This window comes from Acinetobacter sp. YH01021, assembly GCF_013420255.1.
In the GTDB taxonomy this organism is placed as follows: Bacteria; Pseudomonadota; Gammaproteobacteria; order Pseudomonadales; family Moraxellaceae; genus Acinetobacter.
Genome location: NZ_VOYO01000003.1, coordinates 128,190 through 147,632, shown reverse-complemented (window position 1 = coordinate 147,632; position 19,443 = coordinate 128,190). Strand labels below are relative to the sequence as shown.

General features: G+C 41.2%; 19 protein-coding genes. 13 read left to right on the top strand and 6 right to left on the bottom strand.

What is annotated here, in order from left to right:
- Window positions 1–69: 69 nt before the first annotated feature.
- The 7 genes from FTT86_RS03985 to FTT86_RS03955 all read left to right on the top strand — a co-directional run bounded on the left by FTT86_RS03985 (window position 70) and on the right by FTT86_RS03955 (window position 6,723).
- Window positions 70–1,491: an FAD-dependent oxidoreductase gene (locus FTT86_RS03985; protein ID WP_180180626.1), complete on the top strand. Its 1,422-nt coding sequence runs from the start codon at window positions 70–72 to the stop codon at window positions 1,489–1,491.
- 271 nt (window positions 1,492–1,762) lie between these two features.
- On the top strand, window positions 1,763–2,356 hold the full coding sequence (locus FTT86_RS03980; protein ID WP_218954926.1) for a LemA family protein: 594 nt from the start codon (window positions 1,763–1,765) through the stop codon (window positions 2,354–2,356).
- Window positions 2,357–2,386: 30 nt separating this feature from the next.
- Complete coding sequence (locus FTT86_RS03975) at window positions 2,387–3,427, top strand: YgcG family protein (protein WP_180180625.1); 1,041 nt, start codon at window positions 2,387–2,389, stop codon at window positions 3,425–3,427.
- Complete coding sequence (locus FTT86_RS03970) at window positions 3,421–3,981, top strand: TPM domain-containing protein (protein WP_180180624.1); 561 nt, start codon at window positions 3,421–3,423, stop codon at window positions 3,979–3,981. Before FTT86_RS03975 ends, FTT86_RS03970 begins: the two co-directional genes overlap by 7 nt.
- Before the next feature lie 201 nt (window positions 3,982–4,182).
- On the top strand, window positions 4,183–4,536 hold the full coding sequence (locus FTT86_RS16250; RefSeq protein ID WP_180180623.1) for a type II secretion system protein: 354 nt from the start codon (window positions 4,183–4,185) through the stop codon (window positions 4,534–4,536).
- 61 nt (window positions 4,537–4,597) lie between these two features.
- Window positions 4,598–4,948, top strand: a complete 351-nt coding sequence (locus FTT86_RS16245; RefSeq protein ID WP_373886112.1) for a prepilin-type N-terminal cleavage/methylation domain-containing protein — start codon at window positions 4,598–4,600, stop codon at window positions 4,946–4,948.
- A 137-nt stretch (window positions 4,949–5,085) separates the two neighbouring features.
- Window positions 5,086–6,723: a PglL family O-oligosaccharyltransferase gene (locus tag FTT86_RS03955; RefSeq protein ID WP_180180621.1), complete on the top strand. Its 1,638-nt coding sequence runs from the start codon at window positions 5,086–5,088 to the stop codon at window positions 6,721–6,723.
- A gap of 49 nt (window positions 6,724–6,772) precedes the next feature.
- Here the strand turns inward: FTT86_RS03955 and bfr are convergent, their stop codons facing one another.
- The 6 genes from bfr to gmk all read right to left on the bottom strand — a co-directional run bounded on the left by bfr (window position 6,773) and on the right by gmk (window position 11,651).
- Entirely contained in the window at window positions 6,773–7,237 is a 465-nt protein-coding gene (gene bfr / locus FTT86_RS03950; protein ID WP_005101322.1) for a bacterioferritin, read from the bottom strand.
- 238 nt (window positions 7,238–7,475) lie between these two features.
- Window positions 7,476–7,670, bottom strand: a complete 195-nt coding sequence (locus tag FTT86_RS03945) for a bacterioferritin-associated ferredoxin (RefSeq protein WP_004644972.1) — start codon at window positions 7,668–7,670, stop codon at window positions 7,476–7,478.
- 220 nt (window positions 7,671–7,890) lie between these two features.
- Window positions 7,891–8,274, bottom strand: a complete 384-nt coding sequence (locus tag FTT86_RS03940) for a RidA family protein (protein WP_004644973.1) — start codon at window positions 8,272–8,274, stop codon at window positions 7,891–7,893.
- A gap of 75 nt (window positions 8,275–8,349) precedes the next feature.
- Complete coding sequence (locus FTT86_RS03935; protein WP_005108527.1) at window positions 8,350–10,455, bottom strand: bifunctional (p)ppGpp synthetase/guanosine-3',5'-bis(diphosphate) 3'-pyrophosphohydrolase; 2,106 nt, start codon at window positions 10,453–10,455, stop codon at window positions 8,350–8,352.
- Window positions 10,456–10,669: 214 nt separating this feature from the next.
- The gene (rpoZ, locus tag FTT86_RS03930) at window positions 10,670–10,951 is read right to left on the bottom strand and encodes a DNA-directed RNA polymerase subunit omega (RefSeq protein ID WP_004281186.1); all 282 of its coding nucleotides are present in this window, start codon (window positions 10,949–10,951) and stop codon (window positions 10,670–10,672) included.
- 76 nt (window positions 10,952–11,027) lie between these two features.
- Window positions 11,028–11,651: a guanylate kinase gene (gene gmk / locus FTT86_RS03925; protein WP_180180620.1), complete on the bottom strand. Its 624-nt coding sequence runs from the start codon at window positions 11,649–11,651 to the stop codon at window positions 11,028–11,030.
- Window positions 11,652–11,784: 133 nt separating this feature from the next.
- Here gmk and ispH point away from each other — a divergent pair, with 133 nt between their 5' ends.
- The 6 genes from ispH (at window position 11,785) to FTT86_RS03895 (ending at window position 19,442) form a co-directional block, all read left to right on the top strand.
- Window positions 11,785–12,735, top strand: coding sequence for a 4-hydroxy-3-methylbut-2-enyl diphosphate reductase (ispH, locus tag FTT86_RS03920; protein WP_180180619.1), 951 nt, complete (start codon window positions 11,785–11,787; stop codon window positions 12,733–12,735).
- A gap of 164 nt (window positions 12,736–12,899) precedes the next feature.
- Window positions 12,900–13,409, top strand: a complete 510-nt coding sequence (locus tag FTT86_RS03915; RefSeq protein ID WP_180180618.1) for a Tfp pilus assembly protein FimT/FimU — start codon at window positions 12,900–12,902, stop codon at window positions 13,407–13,409.
- Window positions 13,406–13,924, top strand: coding sequence for a type IV pilus modification protein PilV (gene pilV / locus FTT86_RS03910; protein WP_180180617.1), 519 nt, complete (start codon window positions 13,406–13,408; stop codon window positions 13,922–13,924). Before FTT86_RS03915 ends, pilV begins: the two co-directional genes overlap by 4 nt.
- A 1-nt stretch (window position 13,925) precedes the next feature.
- Entirely contained in the window at window positions 13,926–14,831 is a 906-nt protein-coding gene (locus FTT86_RS03905) for a PilW family protein (protein ID WP_180180616.1), read from the top strand.
- On the top strand, window positions 14,815–15,600 hold the full coding sequence (locus FTT86_RS03900) for a hypothetical protein (RefSeq protein WP_180180615.1): 786 nt from the start codon (window positions 14,815–14,817) through the stop codon (window positions 15,598–15,600). Before FTT86_RS03905 ends, FTT86_RS03900 begins: the two co-directional genes overlap by 17 nt.
- Before the next feature lie 17 nt (window positions 15,601–15,617).
- Window positions 15,618–19,442 (top strand): PilC/PilY family type IV pilus protein, encoded by a 3,825-nt coding sequence (locus tag FTT86_RS03895; RefSeq protein WP_180180614.1) that lies wholly within the window; start codon window positions 15,618–15,620, stop codon window positions 19,440–19,442.
- Window position 19,443 lies beyond the last annotated feature (1 nt).

Below are 19,443 nucleotides of genomic sequence, written 5' to 3'. Positions count from 1 at the left end.
CACTACTGCAGAAACATAGGCAGATGTAAGGCAACTGTGAACCCCTTACATCTCCCCACGGAGAGAGACATGGCAGAACGCCTGAATAATGACTTTCAATTCCTGGATGTCGCACGCCAAGACCCAGAGAAAAAAGAGATTGATGTCCGCAAAGCAGAATTTGTGGAAATTTATAAGCCTTATACAGCGGAAATTGCAGCCAATCAGACGCATCGCTGCCTAGGCTGTGGTAACCCGTACTGTGAGTGGAAATGTCCGGTACATAACTACATTCCAAACTGGTTAAAACTGGTGTCTGAAGGACGTCTGTTCCAGGCGGCTGAACTATGTCACCAGACCAATACCTTGCCAGAAGTCTGTGGTCGTGTCTGTCCGCAAGACCGTCTGTGTGAAGGGGCGTGTACCCTGAACGACGGTTTCGGTGCGGTGACGATTGGTAATGCCGAAAAATATATCAACGACACTGCCTTTGCATTGGGCTGGCGTCCAGATATGTCCAATGTGAAATGGACAGACAAAAAAGTTGCGATCATTGGTGCAGGTCCTGCCGGACTTGGCTGTGCAGATATTCTGGTGCGTAACGGGGTAAAACCTGTGGTATTTGACAAGCGTCCGGAAATCGGTGGTTTGCTGACTTTTGGTATTCCAGAATTCAAAATGGAAAAAGACGTAATGAAACGCCGTCGTGAAATTTTCACGGGTATGGGGGTTGAATTCCGTCTGAACACTGAGATTGGTACAGATGTGACCATCGACCAGTTGCTTGCAGATTATGATGCGGTATTCATGGGTATGGGCACCTATACTTATATGAAAGGTGGTTTTGCCGGTGAAGATCTGGATGGTGTGTATGATGCACTAGATTTCCTGATTGCCAATGTCAATCGTTGCCAAGGCTGGGAAAAAGATCCGTCTGAATATATCAGTGTTGAGGGCAAGAAAGTCATCGTTTTAGGTGGTGGTGATACCGCGATGGACTGTAACCGTACTTCAATCCGTCAAGGTGCTGAGTCAGTGGTTTGTGCTTATCGTCGTGATGAAGCGAACATGCCGGGTTCACGTCGTGAAGTAAAAAATGCGCGTGAAGAAGGTGTGGAATTCCAGTTCAACCGTCAACCTATCGAAATCGTGGGTGAAAATGGCAAAGTGACTGGCGTAAAAGTGGTAACGACTCAACTGGGTCAACCAGACAGCCGTGGCCGCCGTAGTCCGGAACCAATTCCAGGTTCAGAAGAAATTCTGCCTGCAGATGCGGTATTGCTGGCATTTGGTTTCCGTACCAGCCCAGCAGACTGGTTCACTGATGTAGAAATCAATCTGGATGGTTCAGGTCGCGTACTTGCAGCTGAACAACAGCAATACAAATTCCAGACTTCAAATCCAAAAATCTTTGCTGGTGGCGACATGGTCCGTGGTTCTGACCTGGTGGTGACTGCGATCTGGGAAGGTCGTCAGGCTGCAGAAGGTATTCTGGATTATCTTGATATTTAATCTAATTTAATCATCTATTTAAAAAAAACCCGCTACGGCGGGTTTTTTTATTTTTCTTTGTTTTGAATATTTGGTTAGCTTAATCCTATGAGCTTATAAAATATGAATTTGAACTTATAGATATATCCAATATTAATTCGTAGCTCTGAAGCAGAACAGAAGGAATAAAAACGATATAAGTAAAAAATTATAAAAATTAACAAAAACTAAGAAAAATATGTTTAAAATCAAATTAATTAAATAAATATCAATAAAGAATTGAGGATAAAAGATGATCCCTGTATTAAAAAAATCTTTCATTGCTCTGATGTTAGCCAGTACCCTGACGCTTACAGGTTGTGGCTATAACACCCTACAAGTTAAGGATGAGGCTGTGACTGCGGCATGGTCTGAAGTGCAAAACCAGTACCAGCGTCGTGCTGACCTAGTGCCGAATCTGGTCAATGTTGTCAAAGGCTATGCGGCGCATGAAGAGCAGGTGCTCACAGAAGTCACTCAGGCACGTGCCAATGTAGCAGGCCTCAAAGTCGATCAGGAAGTACTGGAAAATCCTGAACTATTCCAGCGTTATCAGGAAGCACAGTCACAAATGACCAGTGCTTTATCACGCCTGCTTGCGGTGACTGAAAACTATCCAGACCTGAAAGCCAATCAGCAGTTCCGTGATTTGCAAGTACAGCTAGAAGGTACAGAAAACCGGATTGCGGTAGCACGTAACCGTTATATTACGACAGTACAGGACTTCAACTCTTATGCGCGTCAGTTTCCGCAAGTCATGACCGCCAAAGTGATTGGCATGGACACCAAACCGAACTTTAGCGCCGAGCAAAGTGCACAGAAAGCTCCAACGGTGTCTTTTGAATAACTTATAACGTATAAATAAGTGAGGAATCAGATGTCTGAGATGCTGCTGAAATACTGTGCTGGTTTAATTCTTATGTTGGGCATAGGAATGACAACACTTGTTTCAGCAGAAACGGCGACGGCTACAGATACTGAAGAAGTCATCGTAGCTCGTGAAATCTTACAGCCTAAAACTGGTCAAAATGCTCCAGCTCAAGAAGCTGGGGCTACAGCAGCGTCGCAGCCACAAATTCCCAATGATATGACAGAAGGGCAGTTGCAGCGGGACTTACCGAGTCTGAATGAACCGGTGATTGATCAGGCAAATTTACTCAGTCCCACTGAAAAACAGCAACTCAGTCAGCGTATCTTGAAACTTTATAATGAAGGTAAAGGTCAGATTGGTGTGGTGATTGTACCGACTACCGGACAGGAAGATATTTTTGATTATTCCATGCGGGTCGCTGAGGCCTGGCAGCTTGGTTCGGCTAAACGGGATAATGGTTTACTCATGACCATTGCCATCAATGATCGCCGTATTCAGATTCTGACTGGCTATGGTCTGGAAGGCGTATTGCCTGATATTGTGGCAGGGCGAATTATCAATGACAAAATTACGCCGTATTTTAAGCAAGGGCAGTATGCTCAGGGAATTGATTCAGGACTGGCTGAAATAGAACGGATTTTAAATCTCGATCCAGAAATTGCCGCTCAAGCTGCAGATGAGCTTAAAGAGCGACACGAACAGGCTTATAAAGCCCAGCAAGCTTCTCAAGCAACTTTTGGTACTGTGATTTTTATCATCATCGCTGGTGTGGTTGCTTCGATGATTTTCGGTAAAAAGCTCAGTGCTGCAACTGCTGCAGTTGCAGGCACAGCTGCTGGCTTAGTCAATGGCATGGGCTTAATTGCCAGTTTAATGATTGGGATTGGCGTATTTTTTGTATTAATCACTTCACTGGCGCAACTACTTTTGTATGCCTTTGCTTCTGGTGCTGGTCGTGGCGGTGGAGGAAGAGGTGGATTTGGTGGCGGCGGCTTCGGTGGAGGCGGTGGCGGCTTTGGTGGGGGAGGAGCATCAGGCTCATGGTAAAAACGACAGATACAACAGAGATTGTCACACAGCCGAAGCTGGAAGAGTATGCACGGCCGAGTTTTAAACGCTGGCTCAAGCATTTCTTTTATATGCCGGCAACCAAGCGTTTTTTCTCCAAGCAGGATCAACATGCGATTGCACTAGCTGTTGAAGAAGCAGAGCATGGGCATGTGGGGGAGATTCAGGTCGTGATAGAAGGCTGTCTGCCTTCACGATCTGCCTATTATCAGGATACGCTGTGTCGTGCCCGACAGCTATTTGCTGAACTTGGAGTTTGGGATACTGAATATAATAGTGGTGTGCTGCTATATTTAAACCTGTGTGAACATAAGGTTGAGATTGTGATTGATCGGGGAATTAAGAATGCAACGACCCAACAAGTCTGGGATGAAATCTGTCAAAGCATCATTCGAAATCTGGCTCAGCAGCAGTATAAGGAAGGTATAATTGAGGGTGTGAAGCAGGTTGGACAGGTCTTAGATCAGTACTATGATCGTAAAATAGATGATTTAAACAATGAATTAGGGAATAAACCGATTATTCTGGGGTGATTTTAGTCAACTAACTGACATTTTTTGTCAGTTAGTTACACAAAAGAAAACAAAAAAATTACAAAAATAAAAATATTTTTTTAAAGTGCTGTTTTTTATCTCAATTTTATTATAATAAAACTTGGCACACTTGCTGCTATCTATAAATTAGCTTTTATTTTTTAAGCTTAATAATTAAACAAAACATTTGTGGAGAATGTTATGAATACAGTACAAAAGGGTTTTACCCTTATTGAATTAATGATTGTTGTAGCAATTATCGGTATTTTGGCTGCGATTGCGATTCCTGCTTATCAAGGCTATGTAAAAGATGGTGCGGAAAAAGCATGTCAATCTGAAGCTAGTGCATTCGCTAAAAAATCATTTTTAGATTTACAGCTAGCTCAAACAGTTAGTGCACCTCCTACTACTGGTACTTGTACTTATAGTATTGATGCAGCTCCTACTGCTGCCACTACAACATTTACAGCTACTCCTAAACTTCCTGGTAAGAAGATTACTACATGTAATATGGCTACAGGCTCTTGTACTTTAGCTACTTCAGATCCTACTTAATCGATCAAAGAAAAAAGCTGCTATAGCAGCTTTTTTCTTAAGTGAGTAATGAATCATGATAATAAAAAATGGTTTTACTTTAATTGAATTAATGATTGTTGTAGCTATTATTGGGCTATTAGCTGCTGTTGCTTTGCCTATATATCAAGGTTTTACTTTGCAGGCTTCTGAAAAGGCATGTTTGCAAGAAACAAAATCTTATGCAAATCATGTCTTTACGGCATTAAATGATCAGCATGATTTTACCAATTTACAAACTCCAAATATATCGGCTTGTGAAGAGATTACAGATGCATCGGGTTGGACCACAGCAACTACAAATAAGGTAATCATTGGTACACCTAAAAATGGTGAGGCAAAATCTTCAAAATGTGATTTAAATATTTCGCCAAGTTGTGTCTTAATTCCTTAATATTAAAAAAATTCTGTTACATATAATTAAAAAAATTTAATTATTATCAGAGCACTACCTTAATCCTATATTGAATTTTTATTTCCCTATCTATTTTTAGATTATCATGTGCAAAATAATTTTTTCCTGACAATCTCATGAAATTCATGCTTGCCCTCATCGCAGCAATTCTGATCTCCCTAGCCTGGCTCATGCCCATTCATTACCGGCCTTGGGTCACCTATACCGGTGAACTCTATGCTTTCTTTTCACTATTCGCCTTAGCTGCAATCTGCCTAAAAGAAAAACTAAAAGTCCCAGGTATTAGCTTATCTTTATTACTACTCGCCTGTGTGCCGTTTATACATTTTCTTACAGGACAGGTATTTTTCTTTAGTACCGCCATGATGGGCTTCATTTTTGTCTTTAGCTTTTGGCTCGCAAGTGTGCTGGGTTATCACCTTTCAAGAGGAAACTATAGCCGAGAAGAAACCTTTACCCACCTTAGCTATGTATTTTTGGCTTCAGGAACTATTACGGGTCTAATTGCGCTTTCTCAGTGGTCTAATCTGGATTCTGTATTGCCAGGTATGGTGAATATCAGTGGTACACAGCGACCGTATGCCAATTTTGCCCAACCAAACAATATGGCGACTTTTTTGGTCATGGCATTAATGAGCTGTCTTTATCTATATGAAAAGAAAAAAATCCAGACCAGATGGCTATTTGCCTGCGCTGCAGTAATTGTTATGGGAGTGGCTTTAAGCCAGTCACGTACCGCATGGGTCGCCGCGACCGCGATCATATTGTATTTAGCTTTCTATCAATACAAAGGCATTATCCGCCTGAAATGGTATTACAGCACCGCTTGGTTCCTCTTCTTTATTTCCTGTATTGTGGCTTTTCCATTACTCAGTCAGCTCGCTGCACAGGCGATAGATGCGAATGTAGTTCAAAGCCGGGATGTGGTAGCGCGTGCCACTGGAGATATGTCACGTATTGCGATCTGGCAGCAAATGCTGATCGCAATTCAGGCACAACCTTGGTTTGGCTATGGCTGGTATCAGACCAGTGTCGCTTTTGTCTCAATTAGTGATACGGTACAAGGCCCGGTGTGGATCCGAAGTGCGCATAATTTTATCTTGGACTTTTTGCTGTGGAATGGATTAATCATTGGTCTCCCATTTCTGGCATACTTTGGTTATTTGGGCTATCAGTTACAACGATGGGTTAACACACCTGAATCTGTCATTGGAATTTTGATGATTGGGGCTTTTGTGACGCATGCTATGTTTGAGTTTCCACAGCATTATGCCTATTTCTTGCTGCCGATTGGTTTTATTATCGGAACTGTGCTGGCACAGCGTGTAGATATTTATAAAACTTTTACTCTGCCTTCATGGTTTATGAAAGTTACCTTCGCTGTCGGTATTATTCTGATCGCAGTCATTTACCGTGATTATGATACTGCGGTGCTAAAACTGGGGCAAAGTATTCGTTATGAAAAACAGCCGGAAAAAATCACCAATGAAAAACCGATTTATCTGCTGACTGAGTTCAATCATCGCATTGCCTGGATTCGTCTAAATCCTTACAGCAAAGCGTCTGCTGAACAGATTCAGGAAGGTGAACAAATGGTCTTAAGTTATCCAACCAAATGCAACCTGATCAAATATGCCAAACTCTTAGTATTTAATGGTTACGAGGCTGAGGCTAAGCATCAGCTGCAGCGCTTGAAAGTGATCCAGAAAACTGAAATGAGTTATGAAGAACTAATGCAGGATGTACCTCGTTAAATACAAAAAAGCCAGCAAATGCTGGCTTTTTCTTGGCTTAATTTTAAGTTTAGAGCTGACTTTGAATATAGTTTTCAATGCCAATGCTTTCAATCAGATCAATTTGTGTCGTGGTCCAATCCAGATAATTTTCTTCTTTCTCTAGAATTTCCTGAACCAGATCACGCGTCACATAATCCATTTGAGTTTCAGCTAATGCCACAGCTTTCTGGATGGCTTCAATATTTTCTTTAACTTTGCGCACATCACAATGCAGCACTTCTTGAGTATGCTGACCAATATACAGTTTGCCCAGATTCTGTAAATTCGGCAGACCTTCCAAAAATAAAATACGTTCAATAATTTTATCGGCATGTTTCATCTGAACAATGGATTCTTTATATTCTGCCGAGCCCAGTTTCTCAATGCCCCAGTCATTAAACATGCGCGAATGCAGGAAATACTGGTTAATGGCAGTTAAGTGGTGATACAACACCTGATTGAGCTGATTAATCACATCACGATTGCCTTTCATCGCATAACTCCATTTGGACCTGTTTTATCTTTCTAAGAAAGCGCTCTAATCCTGATAGTAAAGCAAGTCAGGGGCAAATGGCGAGTAATTTATGGAACAGCAAATGAAAATCGACATCGAATCCATTCAGACTCAGATGAATGGCAATAAAAACCCGCCAGAGTCAAAGGCGGGGGAGGAGTAATGACCAAAGATCATTGTTTTTTCATTATGCTTATAGGGAGAAATCTTTTTAAATTTATGCTGCAACTGCTAGCCGTGCTGCAATTTGTGAAACCTCATCACTGATGATCATGCGGGCTTCTGGTGCACAGCGACCACAGCAAGTTCCCAAGTCCAACATATCGCGGACATCACGATAACTTTCAGCGCCATTTGCAATAGCATCTTTAATGTCTTGATCTGTAATGCCGCGGCATAGACAAACGTACATAGGACACAACCACAGTGATTAAATAAGATAAGTAATATTATTGATAATTGTTATCGTTTGTCAATAAAAATCATTTGAAATAGCTTTTATCATGATTGATGATTTAGATAAAAAATCACCACCTGAGCGGAAATCCAAGTACTGCTCGGATTTCCACACAAAAGCGATTCATGATTTAGAATGAGATATTGCAGGGTGGGGATTGAGTAATTTTTATAACTTATTGATTAATTATGACAATGCCATCCATTTCAACCAAGGCATCTTTAGGCAGGCTGGCCACACCTAAAGCGGCACGTGCTGGATAGGGCTGGGCAAAATACTCACCCATAATTTGATTGACCAGTTGAAAGTGAGATAAGTCGGTCAGGAAAATATTCAGTTTGGCAATATCTGCCAAAGAGCCACCAGCGGCTTCACAGACTGCTTTTAAGTTATCAAACACCCGGCGAATTTGAGCTTCAATGCCTTCAACCAGTTCCATACTATAAGGATCCAGGCCAATTTGACCTGATAGATATAAGGTATCACCCACTAAAATGGCTTGCGAATAAGTGCCAATCGCAGCAGGGGCATTTTCAGTATGGATTACTTGGCGGGACATTAATTTCTCCTTTTATCATCGACATACATCATATTCGATCAATTCGGCCGATCAAAGCACTATCGTTTTAAATGATTAACTCGCTTTAGAGGCTTCACTGAAAACGACGGGCTGTGCCAGACGGATAATTCGCGGGAAACCGAAATACATGCGTAAATCCCGGATAATCTGTGCAATCTGTTTACGGTTATGCACCACGATATTGACGTAAGTTTTGTCATCCTGAGTGCGCACCATTTCCACCCCGGAATGCGCTTTACGACATTGGTAAATCAGGTCGGAAATCTGCTCGTCATTCATGTCCAGGTCAATGCTGAGATAGGCAGTAAAGCTGATATCTTCCAGATCATCAGAGGTCCACTGCAACAACATGATATTTTCTGGATGCTGATGCTGTTCATGCAGCAGGTTATGGCAGCGCGCACGATGCACAATCAGACCGCGACGGGTCAAATGCCCCTGAATTGGATCACCCAGCACAGGATTGCAGCAATGTGCATATTTGACATCGACACCTTCCGTTCCCTGAATCAGACGGTCTGAGCTGGCAATATTCTGATGCTGATCTTGGGCAAATAAATGGTTGGCCACCAGTTGCGGTAATAAATCACCGACTGCAATCTGTTCAAACAGCTGCTCTTTACTGGAAACATGGCGCCATTCTAAGAGGTTTTTCCAGTCTGCTTCCGTCAGATCACGAATAGAACGATGGAACAATTTCAAGGCACGATTGAGAGCCTGTTGTCCGACCAAACGTTGCTCATCTGGATCCTGATCGCGCAGAATATTCTGAATAGCACGACGAGCTTTCTGGGTATTAATAAAACTGAGCCAATCCGGATTTGGAGTGGCCAAGACATCAGTAATGATTTCTACCACCTGACCACTGACTAGAGGTGTTGAAAGGGGCTTGGTTTCATTATTAATTTTTGCACCCACCGCATGATTGCCTAGGAATAAACTCGCGGCATAAGCAAAGTCAACCGCCGTGGCGCCTTGCGGCAATTCATGTAAATGACCATGCGGGGTATAGACCCAGATTTTTTCCTGATGTAAATAGTCCAGTAATTCACTGAATGTGGTTTTGGCACATTCACCATCGACTAGGACATTCAGGTTCTGCATCGAGGCCTGAATCGCAGAGCGGCAGGCCTGCGGGGCACTTTCACCGAGTACGACGCCAAAACGTGCGGCTTTACGCATCAGTTCGGTTTGAATGGTGAGCGACAGGGTCGTCTCTTCGCCTTTTAAGCGCATCATCAAGGACTGGTTGCCACCCGGTAATGGACGGCGGATATGATCTTCATAACTCTGGATTTTAAAGCTTTGGGTCAGAATTTCTGCCAGTCGGTCACAGTCCGCGATGCTCTGTAAAATAATCTCAAAAGCATGGCTATGCGTCAGCTCTTGCAGGTCGATGTCATTTTTAACGAAGTGGCGCAGTAGCTCAATATTGTTGTTTTTCTTTTTGATCCGGCCTTGAATGGCATGCTGTTGCAGCAGTTCAGTCAGGTTCTTTTCCCATTTGGCCTGATATTCACAGCGTTTCGGCTTGGTTTCCTGTAGTGCGGTCTGCACATTGTTATACATGTCCAGATCTAGATTCTGATAACAAAGATGTTCCAGGTTATCGGCCATTTCATTCATGCCGACAATACGTGCCATGGGAACAAAGATTTCAAAGGTTTCGCGGGCAATACGCGCACGTTTGTCCGGACGTAGTGCATCCAAAGTGGTCATGTTGTGATAGCGGTCGGCCAGTTTCACAATAATGACACGTGGATCTTGTAGAGTCGCTTGCAGAATTTTCCGAAATGAAGCGGCTTTATTATATTCTTTATCGCTAGAATGACTCAGTTTGGTCACGCCATCGACCAGCTCGGCCACAGTAAAACCAAAAGTCTCAGTAATATCATCTTTGTTAAAGTCGGTGTCTTCAATCACATCATGCAGCAAGGCAGCCATCAGCGTTTCAGGGTCAAGACGCATATGCGCCAGAATACAGCTGACTGCAATCGGATGCAGAATATAAGGTTCACCACTTTTGCGCACAATCCCATCATGCGCCATATCTGCATAATCACAGGCCGCAAGCACACGTTCGACATCGCTTTCACTTAAATACGCATCGATAATGATCTCTAACTGCTGCTTGGCTTGACTGACCTGTGGGCCTGGCATAAAACACCTTTTCAACTGAATTTTTTACAAATAAAACGTGAAAGCGCTTTAGAAATGTGAATTTCCTGGTTTGATGGTTTTTGGCTGCTAGCGAGCAGAAAACCAATACAAACTTGATAGCTAACCCTTATGTTATAACCGTTCTGGCATAAATATAAAAGTCACATAACAAAAAAAGCCTAGTTTAGAACTAGGCTTTTTGAGTGACGATCTCTTATTGGAAAGAAAAACCGTCTAAGTTTAGATTATTTGCAGAAAGTGCAAGATCCAAGCTTGATGTTTGATAGTCTTGATCACGTTGTTTCAAAATGTCTTTTGATACATGACCTGAAGCGATTTCACGTAAAGCAACAACAGTCGGTTTGTCATTGTCCCATTCTACAGTTGGTTCAATACCTTGACGTGCCAATTGACGCGCGCGCTTGCTTGCCACTAGTACAAGCTCAAAGCGGTTGTCTACATGGTCTAAACAATCTTCAACGGTGACGCGTGCCATAAGAATTCTCGTTTGAATAATAAATTTTAACAGACTGCACAGTATAAAAGGCTTTGTCTATAGACTCAAGTTTTAATCACTGTTCAGTTGGTGTGATGAGCTGCTGAATCAGTTTTTCATGACGGTTGGCCTGTTGCGACAGGGTTAAGCGGTTGGCGATAATTACCGCTTCCAGGTCATGCAGCGCTTTATTAAAGTCATCGTTGATAATAATATAGTCAAAGTTGCTATATTGTTGCATATCTTCTACCGCGCAGCTGAGACGATGTTCAATCACATCCACTGCGTCAGTACCACGGTTAGACAGGCGTTCACGCAGGTCAAACTGGCTCGGCGGCAGAATAAAGATTTGTTTGGATTCAGGAAAAAGACGACGAACCTGTTGCGCACCTTGCCAGTCAATTTCAAGCAGCACATCATGACCTTTAGCCAGTTGCTCTTTGACTGTGGCTTGCGCAGTACCGTAGTAGTTACCAAATACTTCGGCGTATTCGATAAAACCACCTTCATTGACCAGATTTAAAAAATCTTCTTTATTGGAGAAATGATAGTGTACGCCATCGAGTTCGCCAGGTCGTTGACCGCGTGTAGTGTGTGACACAGAAACGTGAAGATTGTTGACACGCTCAAGTAGGGCTTTAACAAGGGATGTTTTGCCTGTTCCAGACGCTGCAGAAACGACAAACAAGAGACCCGACATGATATTTTTCCTGATATGATAAAATATCTTCTCTATTTTAGAGTAGAGCGGCTTTAAACTAAATAGTTGTCAGTCGATTGTTTACATTTATTTCAATTGAACCGCTAAAAATGGTGTGAGTATTGAGGATTCTATGGAAATTGTTTTAGCCAACCCACGTGGTTTTTGTGCTGGTGTAGATCGTGCCATTGCGATCGTGAACCGTGCCCTGGAATGCTTTAACCCACCGATTTATGTGCGGCATGAAGTGGTGCACAACAAATTTGTCGTCGATGACCTACGTCAGCGTGGTGCGATTTTTGTCGATGAACTCGACGAAGTTCCTGACGATAATATCGTGATTTTTAGCGCACATGGTGTTTCTAAAGCAGTCCAGCTTGAGGCTGAACGCCGTGGTTTGAAAGTTTTTGACGCGACTTGCCCGTTGGTCACTAAAGTACATATTGAAGTGACCAAATATGCCCGTGAAGGTGTAGAAGCGATCCTGATTGGTCATGAGGGTCACCCTGAAGTCGAAGGTACCATGGGGCAATATGACAAAAAAAATGGTGGTGAGATTTATCTGGTCGAAGATGAAGAAGATGTCGCCGCTTTAATGGTACGCAATCCTGAAAAAGTCGCCTTTGTCACGCAAACGACTTTATCTATTGATGATACAGCGAAAGTGATTGATGCACTTCGCCAGAAGTTTCCGCTGATTCAAGGCCCACGTAAAGACGATATTTGCTATGCCACACAAAACCGCCAGGATGCGGTACGTGATCTGGCGGAACGTTGTGATGTCGTACTTGTTGTTGGTTCACCAAACTCTTCAAATTCAAACCGCCTACGTGAGCTGGCTGAACGTATGGGTAAAGCAGCTTACCTAGTCGATAATGCCGATGAGCTCAAACAGGAATGGTTTGCAGGAAATGCCCAGATTGGAGTAACAGCAGGTGCATCAGCACCGGAAATCCTGATCAAACAGGTAATTCAACGATTACAGGCTTGGGGGGCAGCTATCCCTCAACAATTGAATGGTCGTGAAGAAAATATAACTTTTAGTTTGCCAAAAGAATTGCGAATTCCAGTCACACAAACCTAAAGGGTGATTTATTTAATCAACAGATTTTTTTCTTTTAAACGAACAGATAGCTATTTTTTGCAGTTATCTGTTTTTTTATGCCATTTATCCTGATTTGTGTTAGTTGTGTAATTCAATTATATATTATCTTTAATGGGGTAAAGTTTTGTTGCTTTGGGGATGAAATGCAGAAAAATAAAGGTTTTACATTAATTGAACTCATGGTGACGATTGCAGTATTGGGAATTATTGCAACGATTGCTGCGCCTTCATTTTCGGAGATGATGAAATCCTATAAGCTGATTCAAACAAAAAAACAAATAATGCAAGCATTAAATGAGGGCCGAAGTCGGGCGGCAGCATCACGCGCTCCTGTTGTTGTGTGCCCAGGAAAAATAAATGGTTTAACCACTATGACCGCCGATCAGTGTTTAATAGATGCAGGTGTCTCGTCTACAGGTTTAGAGCCTTATAAAGATTCTAACAGAGTTATTCTTATAAACGTCAAAGATAGCGTAAAGGTGAATGGAGACACAATGCTGATTTTTGGTCAAACAGGCGCTTCTTTGGATAGTATCGTGAGTGGAGTTCCTAAAGCTAGAAAAATAACAGTATGTTCAGATAAAAAATCTGTAGAAATTGTGATCACCTTGTTGGGTAATATCGCTGTAAACAGTTCGGGAGCTTGTGTATGACCAATAGATATAATCAATTAGGTGTAGGGCTTATGGAAGTACTCGTTGCTTTAATTATTCTTGCTATTGGTGTATTGGGCTATACAGCTTTACAACTTAAAGCTGTTGATTTTACATCTGAGGCATTAACTAAGTCGCAGGCAACACTTATTTTAAGAGGCTTAACTGAAAGTATCCGTGCCAATCCCGACGGTCAGGCAAATTATCCTGCTGCAGTTAAAAGTTACTTTGCGGTAAAAAAACCATCGGCATCACCTTCTTGCTTTAATAAAACTTGTACTCCAGCCGATTTAGCAAAATATGATGCTTATATGGCTGTGCAGGCGGCTTCCACAATGAATATGGCAATTACAATGACTGATTGTCCGGGTGTTAAATCGGTTAAGAGGCAATGTTTATTTGCGGCTTGGGATGAAACATTTAGTAAGCTGAAAGCCGATGATTACAGTGTTTGCATGGATAATAAGGGTATTTATGTGAATTCTGCCAAATGCTTAATGATGGAGGCTTACTAATATGAGCTTAATTCAACCTGCATTTTTAAAGCAGCGCGGTTTTACACTAATTGAGTTAATGGTATCTCTGGTTATTGGGCTTATTGTGAGTGCTGCTGCTTTACAATTATTTACGGGGGGGGTTATTACATCAAAAATGCAGGAGGCAGGCGCTGAATTGCAGGATAGCGGTGTTTTTGGATTGGAATATATGGCCAGAGATATCAGACTAGCAAATTATGGCAATATAAATAATCCTGTTTTGACTAATATAACTCCAATGGGAGGAATTGTATTAACTAGTGGTGAAACAAATGCAAATTTAGGATTGAAAGATGTAGATCCAGGATTATTAACGAGTTCAAATGGCGAGGCTAGTGCAACAGGAAATAGCGATCAATTAACAATCCAGTTTTTTGCGCCAAATGACATGCTGAATTGTGAAGGTAAAAAAGTAAAAGCGAATGAATACGTTATACAGCGTTATTTTTTAAGAGCTGATGGTTCTAATTTATCACTGGCATGTGATGCAAATACTCCTGGAAGCACTTCGGTTTCAATAACAGGTTTGAACGATTCTAATAACGGTGAAGTAATTATGCCGCGGGTTGATCAATTGAGATTCTATTTAGGAGCTAAAGTTGGAGATGAATTCGTATATTACACGATTCAGCAATATAAAGACTCTTTTAAAGCAGCAGTAGCGCCTAATATTCCCCGCATTATTTCTATTCGCGTCATGGCGCTTGTGCGGTCAAAGGATTCCATTAGTACTGATAATATTAATCCTTCAAAAGAAGTATTTAAGTTCTTAGATTCCGAGATAAAACCATCTGATACAAAAACTAAATATATGCGCCGTTTATATGCGACCACGATTGCATTGCGTAATGGTTTGGGGGAGAAGATCTATGAAAGTGGGAATTAGTATAAATAGACAGCAGGGCGCTACAATTATTGTGGTGATGCTTGTCTTATTAATGATTACGGTAGTGGGTGTTCTATCTATACAGACAGCTATGACAACTTCAAATATTGCAGCAAACGCCCAAGTTGGACAGCTTTCTAGTCAAACAGCAGATACTCCTATTAATCAAATATTTATTGAAGATGTTATCAAGCAAACAAACTTGTCCAGTATTATTGGCAAAGCTTTAAAAGATAATGAGACGGAACTAGGTCGGGAGTATGTATTTTGCTATAGACCTCAGTCATCTGTCCGATTTGGTTCCGTTATGTCTATGGCTGTACAGCGTTTACAAACAGACGGCACGGCTGAATTACTAGAAGGTAGTACGGATAATTATTGCGATTTGTCAGAAGATTTCGGTAGTGCTCGTCAAGGTGTAGTGACACAAATAGCGATTAAAATTCCTGTAGATATCAGTAAGGAGCTTCCTCCTTTAGCGCTGCTTGCCCGTGCAACAAATGTCAGTGGTGGGCAAACGATACCTGAAGGTATTGCTGAGCAAAAACGTGTTCGAGTCACGACAACAGCTGTAATGCCATCTTTTGCTAAAGATTTGACTGTGGCTCAAGCATGTATGAAGACATATCTAAATGATGATACTGATGCTGATATAAAAGGTAAAATGACTGTTGCTCAATGTTTGGCAAATTTAGGTGTGCCTGTAAACAGCCAGATGCAGGAATTCAATCTTCAGACATTCTTAAAAATGGTTAAAGAGCCGACATAATAGTGAGGAATATAAAGATGAAATCAAAAATAGATATTGCCACTAATAAGTATAAAGGCAAACCTAGTAAGTTGAATATAAGTTTAGTGGTAGTAGGTGCTTTCTTTTCCAATTTCATGATCACTTCTTCTGTAGCGCAGGCTTCGGATTTGCAAATTTATGCAGCGCCTACAGCGGGGAAAAAAACGATTGTTATGATGCTGGATACATCAGGGTCAATGGCATTTTTTGATGATGTTGCATGTATTAAAGGCTATGATTGGTGGGGGAATGAAATACTTCATGGTACTGGTGAGGAAAGTGTAACTACGACAGTACCTTATACAAGGAGATATTGTAAAAACTCTTCTGGAAAAATTTCATCCTATGATCGTTTGACGCGGTTGAAAGATGGCATGTTTGCTTTTTTAAATAGTGATAATGCCTCCCTGCAAGAAGTACGCGTTGGCCTAGGTAACTATTCAACGAAGGGCGATGGCAAGAGTGGGCAAATTTTAGTTCCTGCAGCCAAGTTAGTTGCGGATCAGCGTACAAAACTTAAAAACGCTATTGCTAATTTGGAAGCTAAAAATGGTACTCCAACAGCACAAGCTTATGCAGAAGCAGCGGCTTATTTGATGGGCACGAATACTTCTAAAGTAATTTTAGTAAATGATGCTGATGTTTATTTTACTTATGGTTCAAATTATTATAGGAGCTGTACATCTGTAAACGCAACAGGTACATTTTGCTTAACGTGGAGTGATTGGGTTAATGAGCAGATACCTAGTAGATTAACTTCAGGACTTCCAGTTTCAAGTTGCAGGCTAGATGGGTACAATGGAAAATGTTATAAAAAAACAGGGAAGTATATAATTAATAATGATAGCGGATTTGGCGACTCAGCTGATTCTACTAAAGATACTGATTTAACTTATTACTCTTCCCCACTGCCTGCTGAAAAAGAAAGACAAAGCTGTGATGGACAAGGTATTTACCTGTTATCAGATGGTGCTGCGAATTCAACAAGTGAAACTAGAGCTAAATCTGTGATGTCTGAAGCTTTAGGCACTTTTGGAAGCGGTTTTAGCTGCTCAGGAGGGTTGGCTGAAGCTTATGAAGGGAGTAACCCCGGTGCTTGGACCTGTATGGGGGAATTTGCTAAGAAATTATTTGATAAAACCAAAAACCCAACTGGTGTTTCAATCCAAACTGCATTTGTGGGCTTTGGCAGTGATATGAATAATTTATCAAATACATATGTTGCGAATGCATGTAAGTTAAGCTCTTTAACACAAGCGGATCGTAATCATGAAGATGATTGCTCGCCTACAAAAGAAACTTATGGGATACAAGCGCCAGGTTATGGTAATGGTGGATTTTTTATTGCTAATGATTCAGATGAAATTACAAATAGTGTTATTCAGTTTATTGATAACATTGGTAAAAATCCAATTGATCCTTTATCCACTGGTGCTATTTCAGTTCCTGTTGACGCATTAAGCCCGCATACATTTCAGCCTTATGGTTATTTAAGGGCGATGGAGCCGAAACCAGGGACGCAAAATATGATCTGGATAGGTAATTTAAAAAAATATTCAATTCAGAATGGTGCATTAAAATCAGATGAAACCTGGATCTTCAACACGGATGGTACATTTGCTAAAACAACAAAAGATATATGGAATAAAACTGCTAAAAAAGATGGGGATGGTATTGATGTTGGCGGTGTTATATCCAATTTAATTCTGCCGACATCTTCTACTACAGGGCATCGTCCTGTATTTACTGATATTGCACGTGATACAAATGGAAACCTCACTGCACCGCCTAAAAAGACAAATCTTTTTTTAGTATCGCGTTCTGCAACAGATGCGAGCAAGCTTTTAAAAGAATTTAAAGAAGATAGTGTCTTGGTTAAGTTAAAACCAGATATTAAATTAAAGCTGCTGAATTACTTTGGATATACAGTTTCTTTGAATTTAAAGGAACTACCATCTACTTTGACTGCTCCTGATAAAGCAGGAAATATTGCTATGGGCGCAAGTATTCATTCATTTCCAGTTCAAATGACATATTCAGGAGAATTGGATGCAAATGGCGATTTAAAATCTTCAAGAAATCAATCAGTTCTTTACGGCAGTATGGAGGGTGCACTGCGGGTTGTCGATGCTTCGAGTGGTAGAGAACAATCAGTTTTTGTCCCATATGATATTTTGCAAGATGAAACAGCATCTAAAGCTCTTGTTAGCGGTCAATCAGACAAGGCAGGGGTGACTGCAGGTATAAGCGGTGCTTGGGTTGCTGATTCTGCATACAAAGTAACGGCTGAAGATGAGAATTCTACGTTGGTGTCAGCAACTAAGATGAATGTTTATGGCGGCATGCGCATGGGAGGCAAAAATTATTATGGTTTAGATATGCTTATTCCTACGGCGCCTAAAATTTTATTTAAAATCACTGGTGGATTAGGTAGTTTTAGCCGTATGGGGCAAACTTGGTCTAAGCCAGTGTTGGCTAATATTCGTTATAATAAAAAAATTACACGCGTCATGATTGTCGGGGGGGGATATGATATGTGTTATGAAAACCCTACATTTGCGTTAAATAAAAAAAATTCAAATACCGACTATCCAGATACTGCATGTGATAATAAAACTGAAGCTCAAGGCAATGCCATATATATTGTTAATGCCGATACAGGTGATCTAATTTGGTGGGCAAGCAATAAAGATGGTGATACAAATAATTCATTTATGAAACACAGTATCGTTAGCCGTATAGCAACGCTAGACCGAGATGGAGATGGCTTAGTAGATAATCTTTATTTTGGGGATTTAGGTGGTCAAGTTTTTCGTGCCGATTTAAATAATACATCCGGTTCTGTACTAGGAAAAAGGGTTGTATTAATTGCAGATCTAAGTACTGGTAAAGATGTTAATGGAACAACATTAACGGCAGGAAATCAACCTAGATTTTATCAGCCACCGACTCTAACGGTACATGATGAGGGAAAAGAGACATTCTTGCTTGTAGGCATTGCATCGGGAGACCGAAGTACGCCTCTAGATGTTTCTCCTGTCAATGGACGGGAGAAGATGAAACCATTAAATGTTTTATCTGACCGTCCAACAAATAAAGTCTATGGCTTGATAGATCGCGATGTTGCAAGTAAGTATTTATATACTGGACAAAAGGACGGTACTGGTGTATTGAAGGATTTCTTACCATCTAATACAATTAAATTAGATAAATTGGTACCTAACCCGCAAACTTTAACGGGAGAAATTGCCAAAAAATTCTCTTCTAGCGGTTATCAAGGGTGGTATCGTTCTTTATCTAGCGGTCCAGATGGGATAGAAATCAAGAGTGCAAGTATAATTGTAGAAGGTAAAACGATATCGACTACCCGAACTCCTGGAGGGCTGAAAGCTTTTGAGGAAGAGCCCCTTGCTATTACTGGACGTTTACTTATTCCAGTTTATGATCCGCAGGGTACAGGCATTGAAGATCGAAGTAATCCTTGCCAACCACGTGTAATTGGAGAAACAGATGTTCAACAATTCTGTTTGCCTTATGGTGCGTGCTTAAAATCGACTGGCACTGTTGATACTGAAAAAGAAAAATTGACAGGCTTTCAGATGAGCGGTATTAAAAATCAGAATGTACTTGGAGCTGGTATTCGAGGCTTATCGATGGGTCCGACTGAAGCAGGAACTCCTAGTACGGGTAATGCTAAAAGTATTAACTGTGGGGCCCTGACTGTGTTGGGCTTACAAAGCGGTAAAGGTAAATGGGAGTGCAGTAAAATTTTGAATCCTACTCGCTGGTACGAAAAATATGTTGAAGCCAAGACGAATTAAA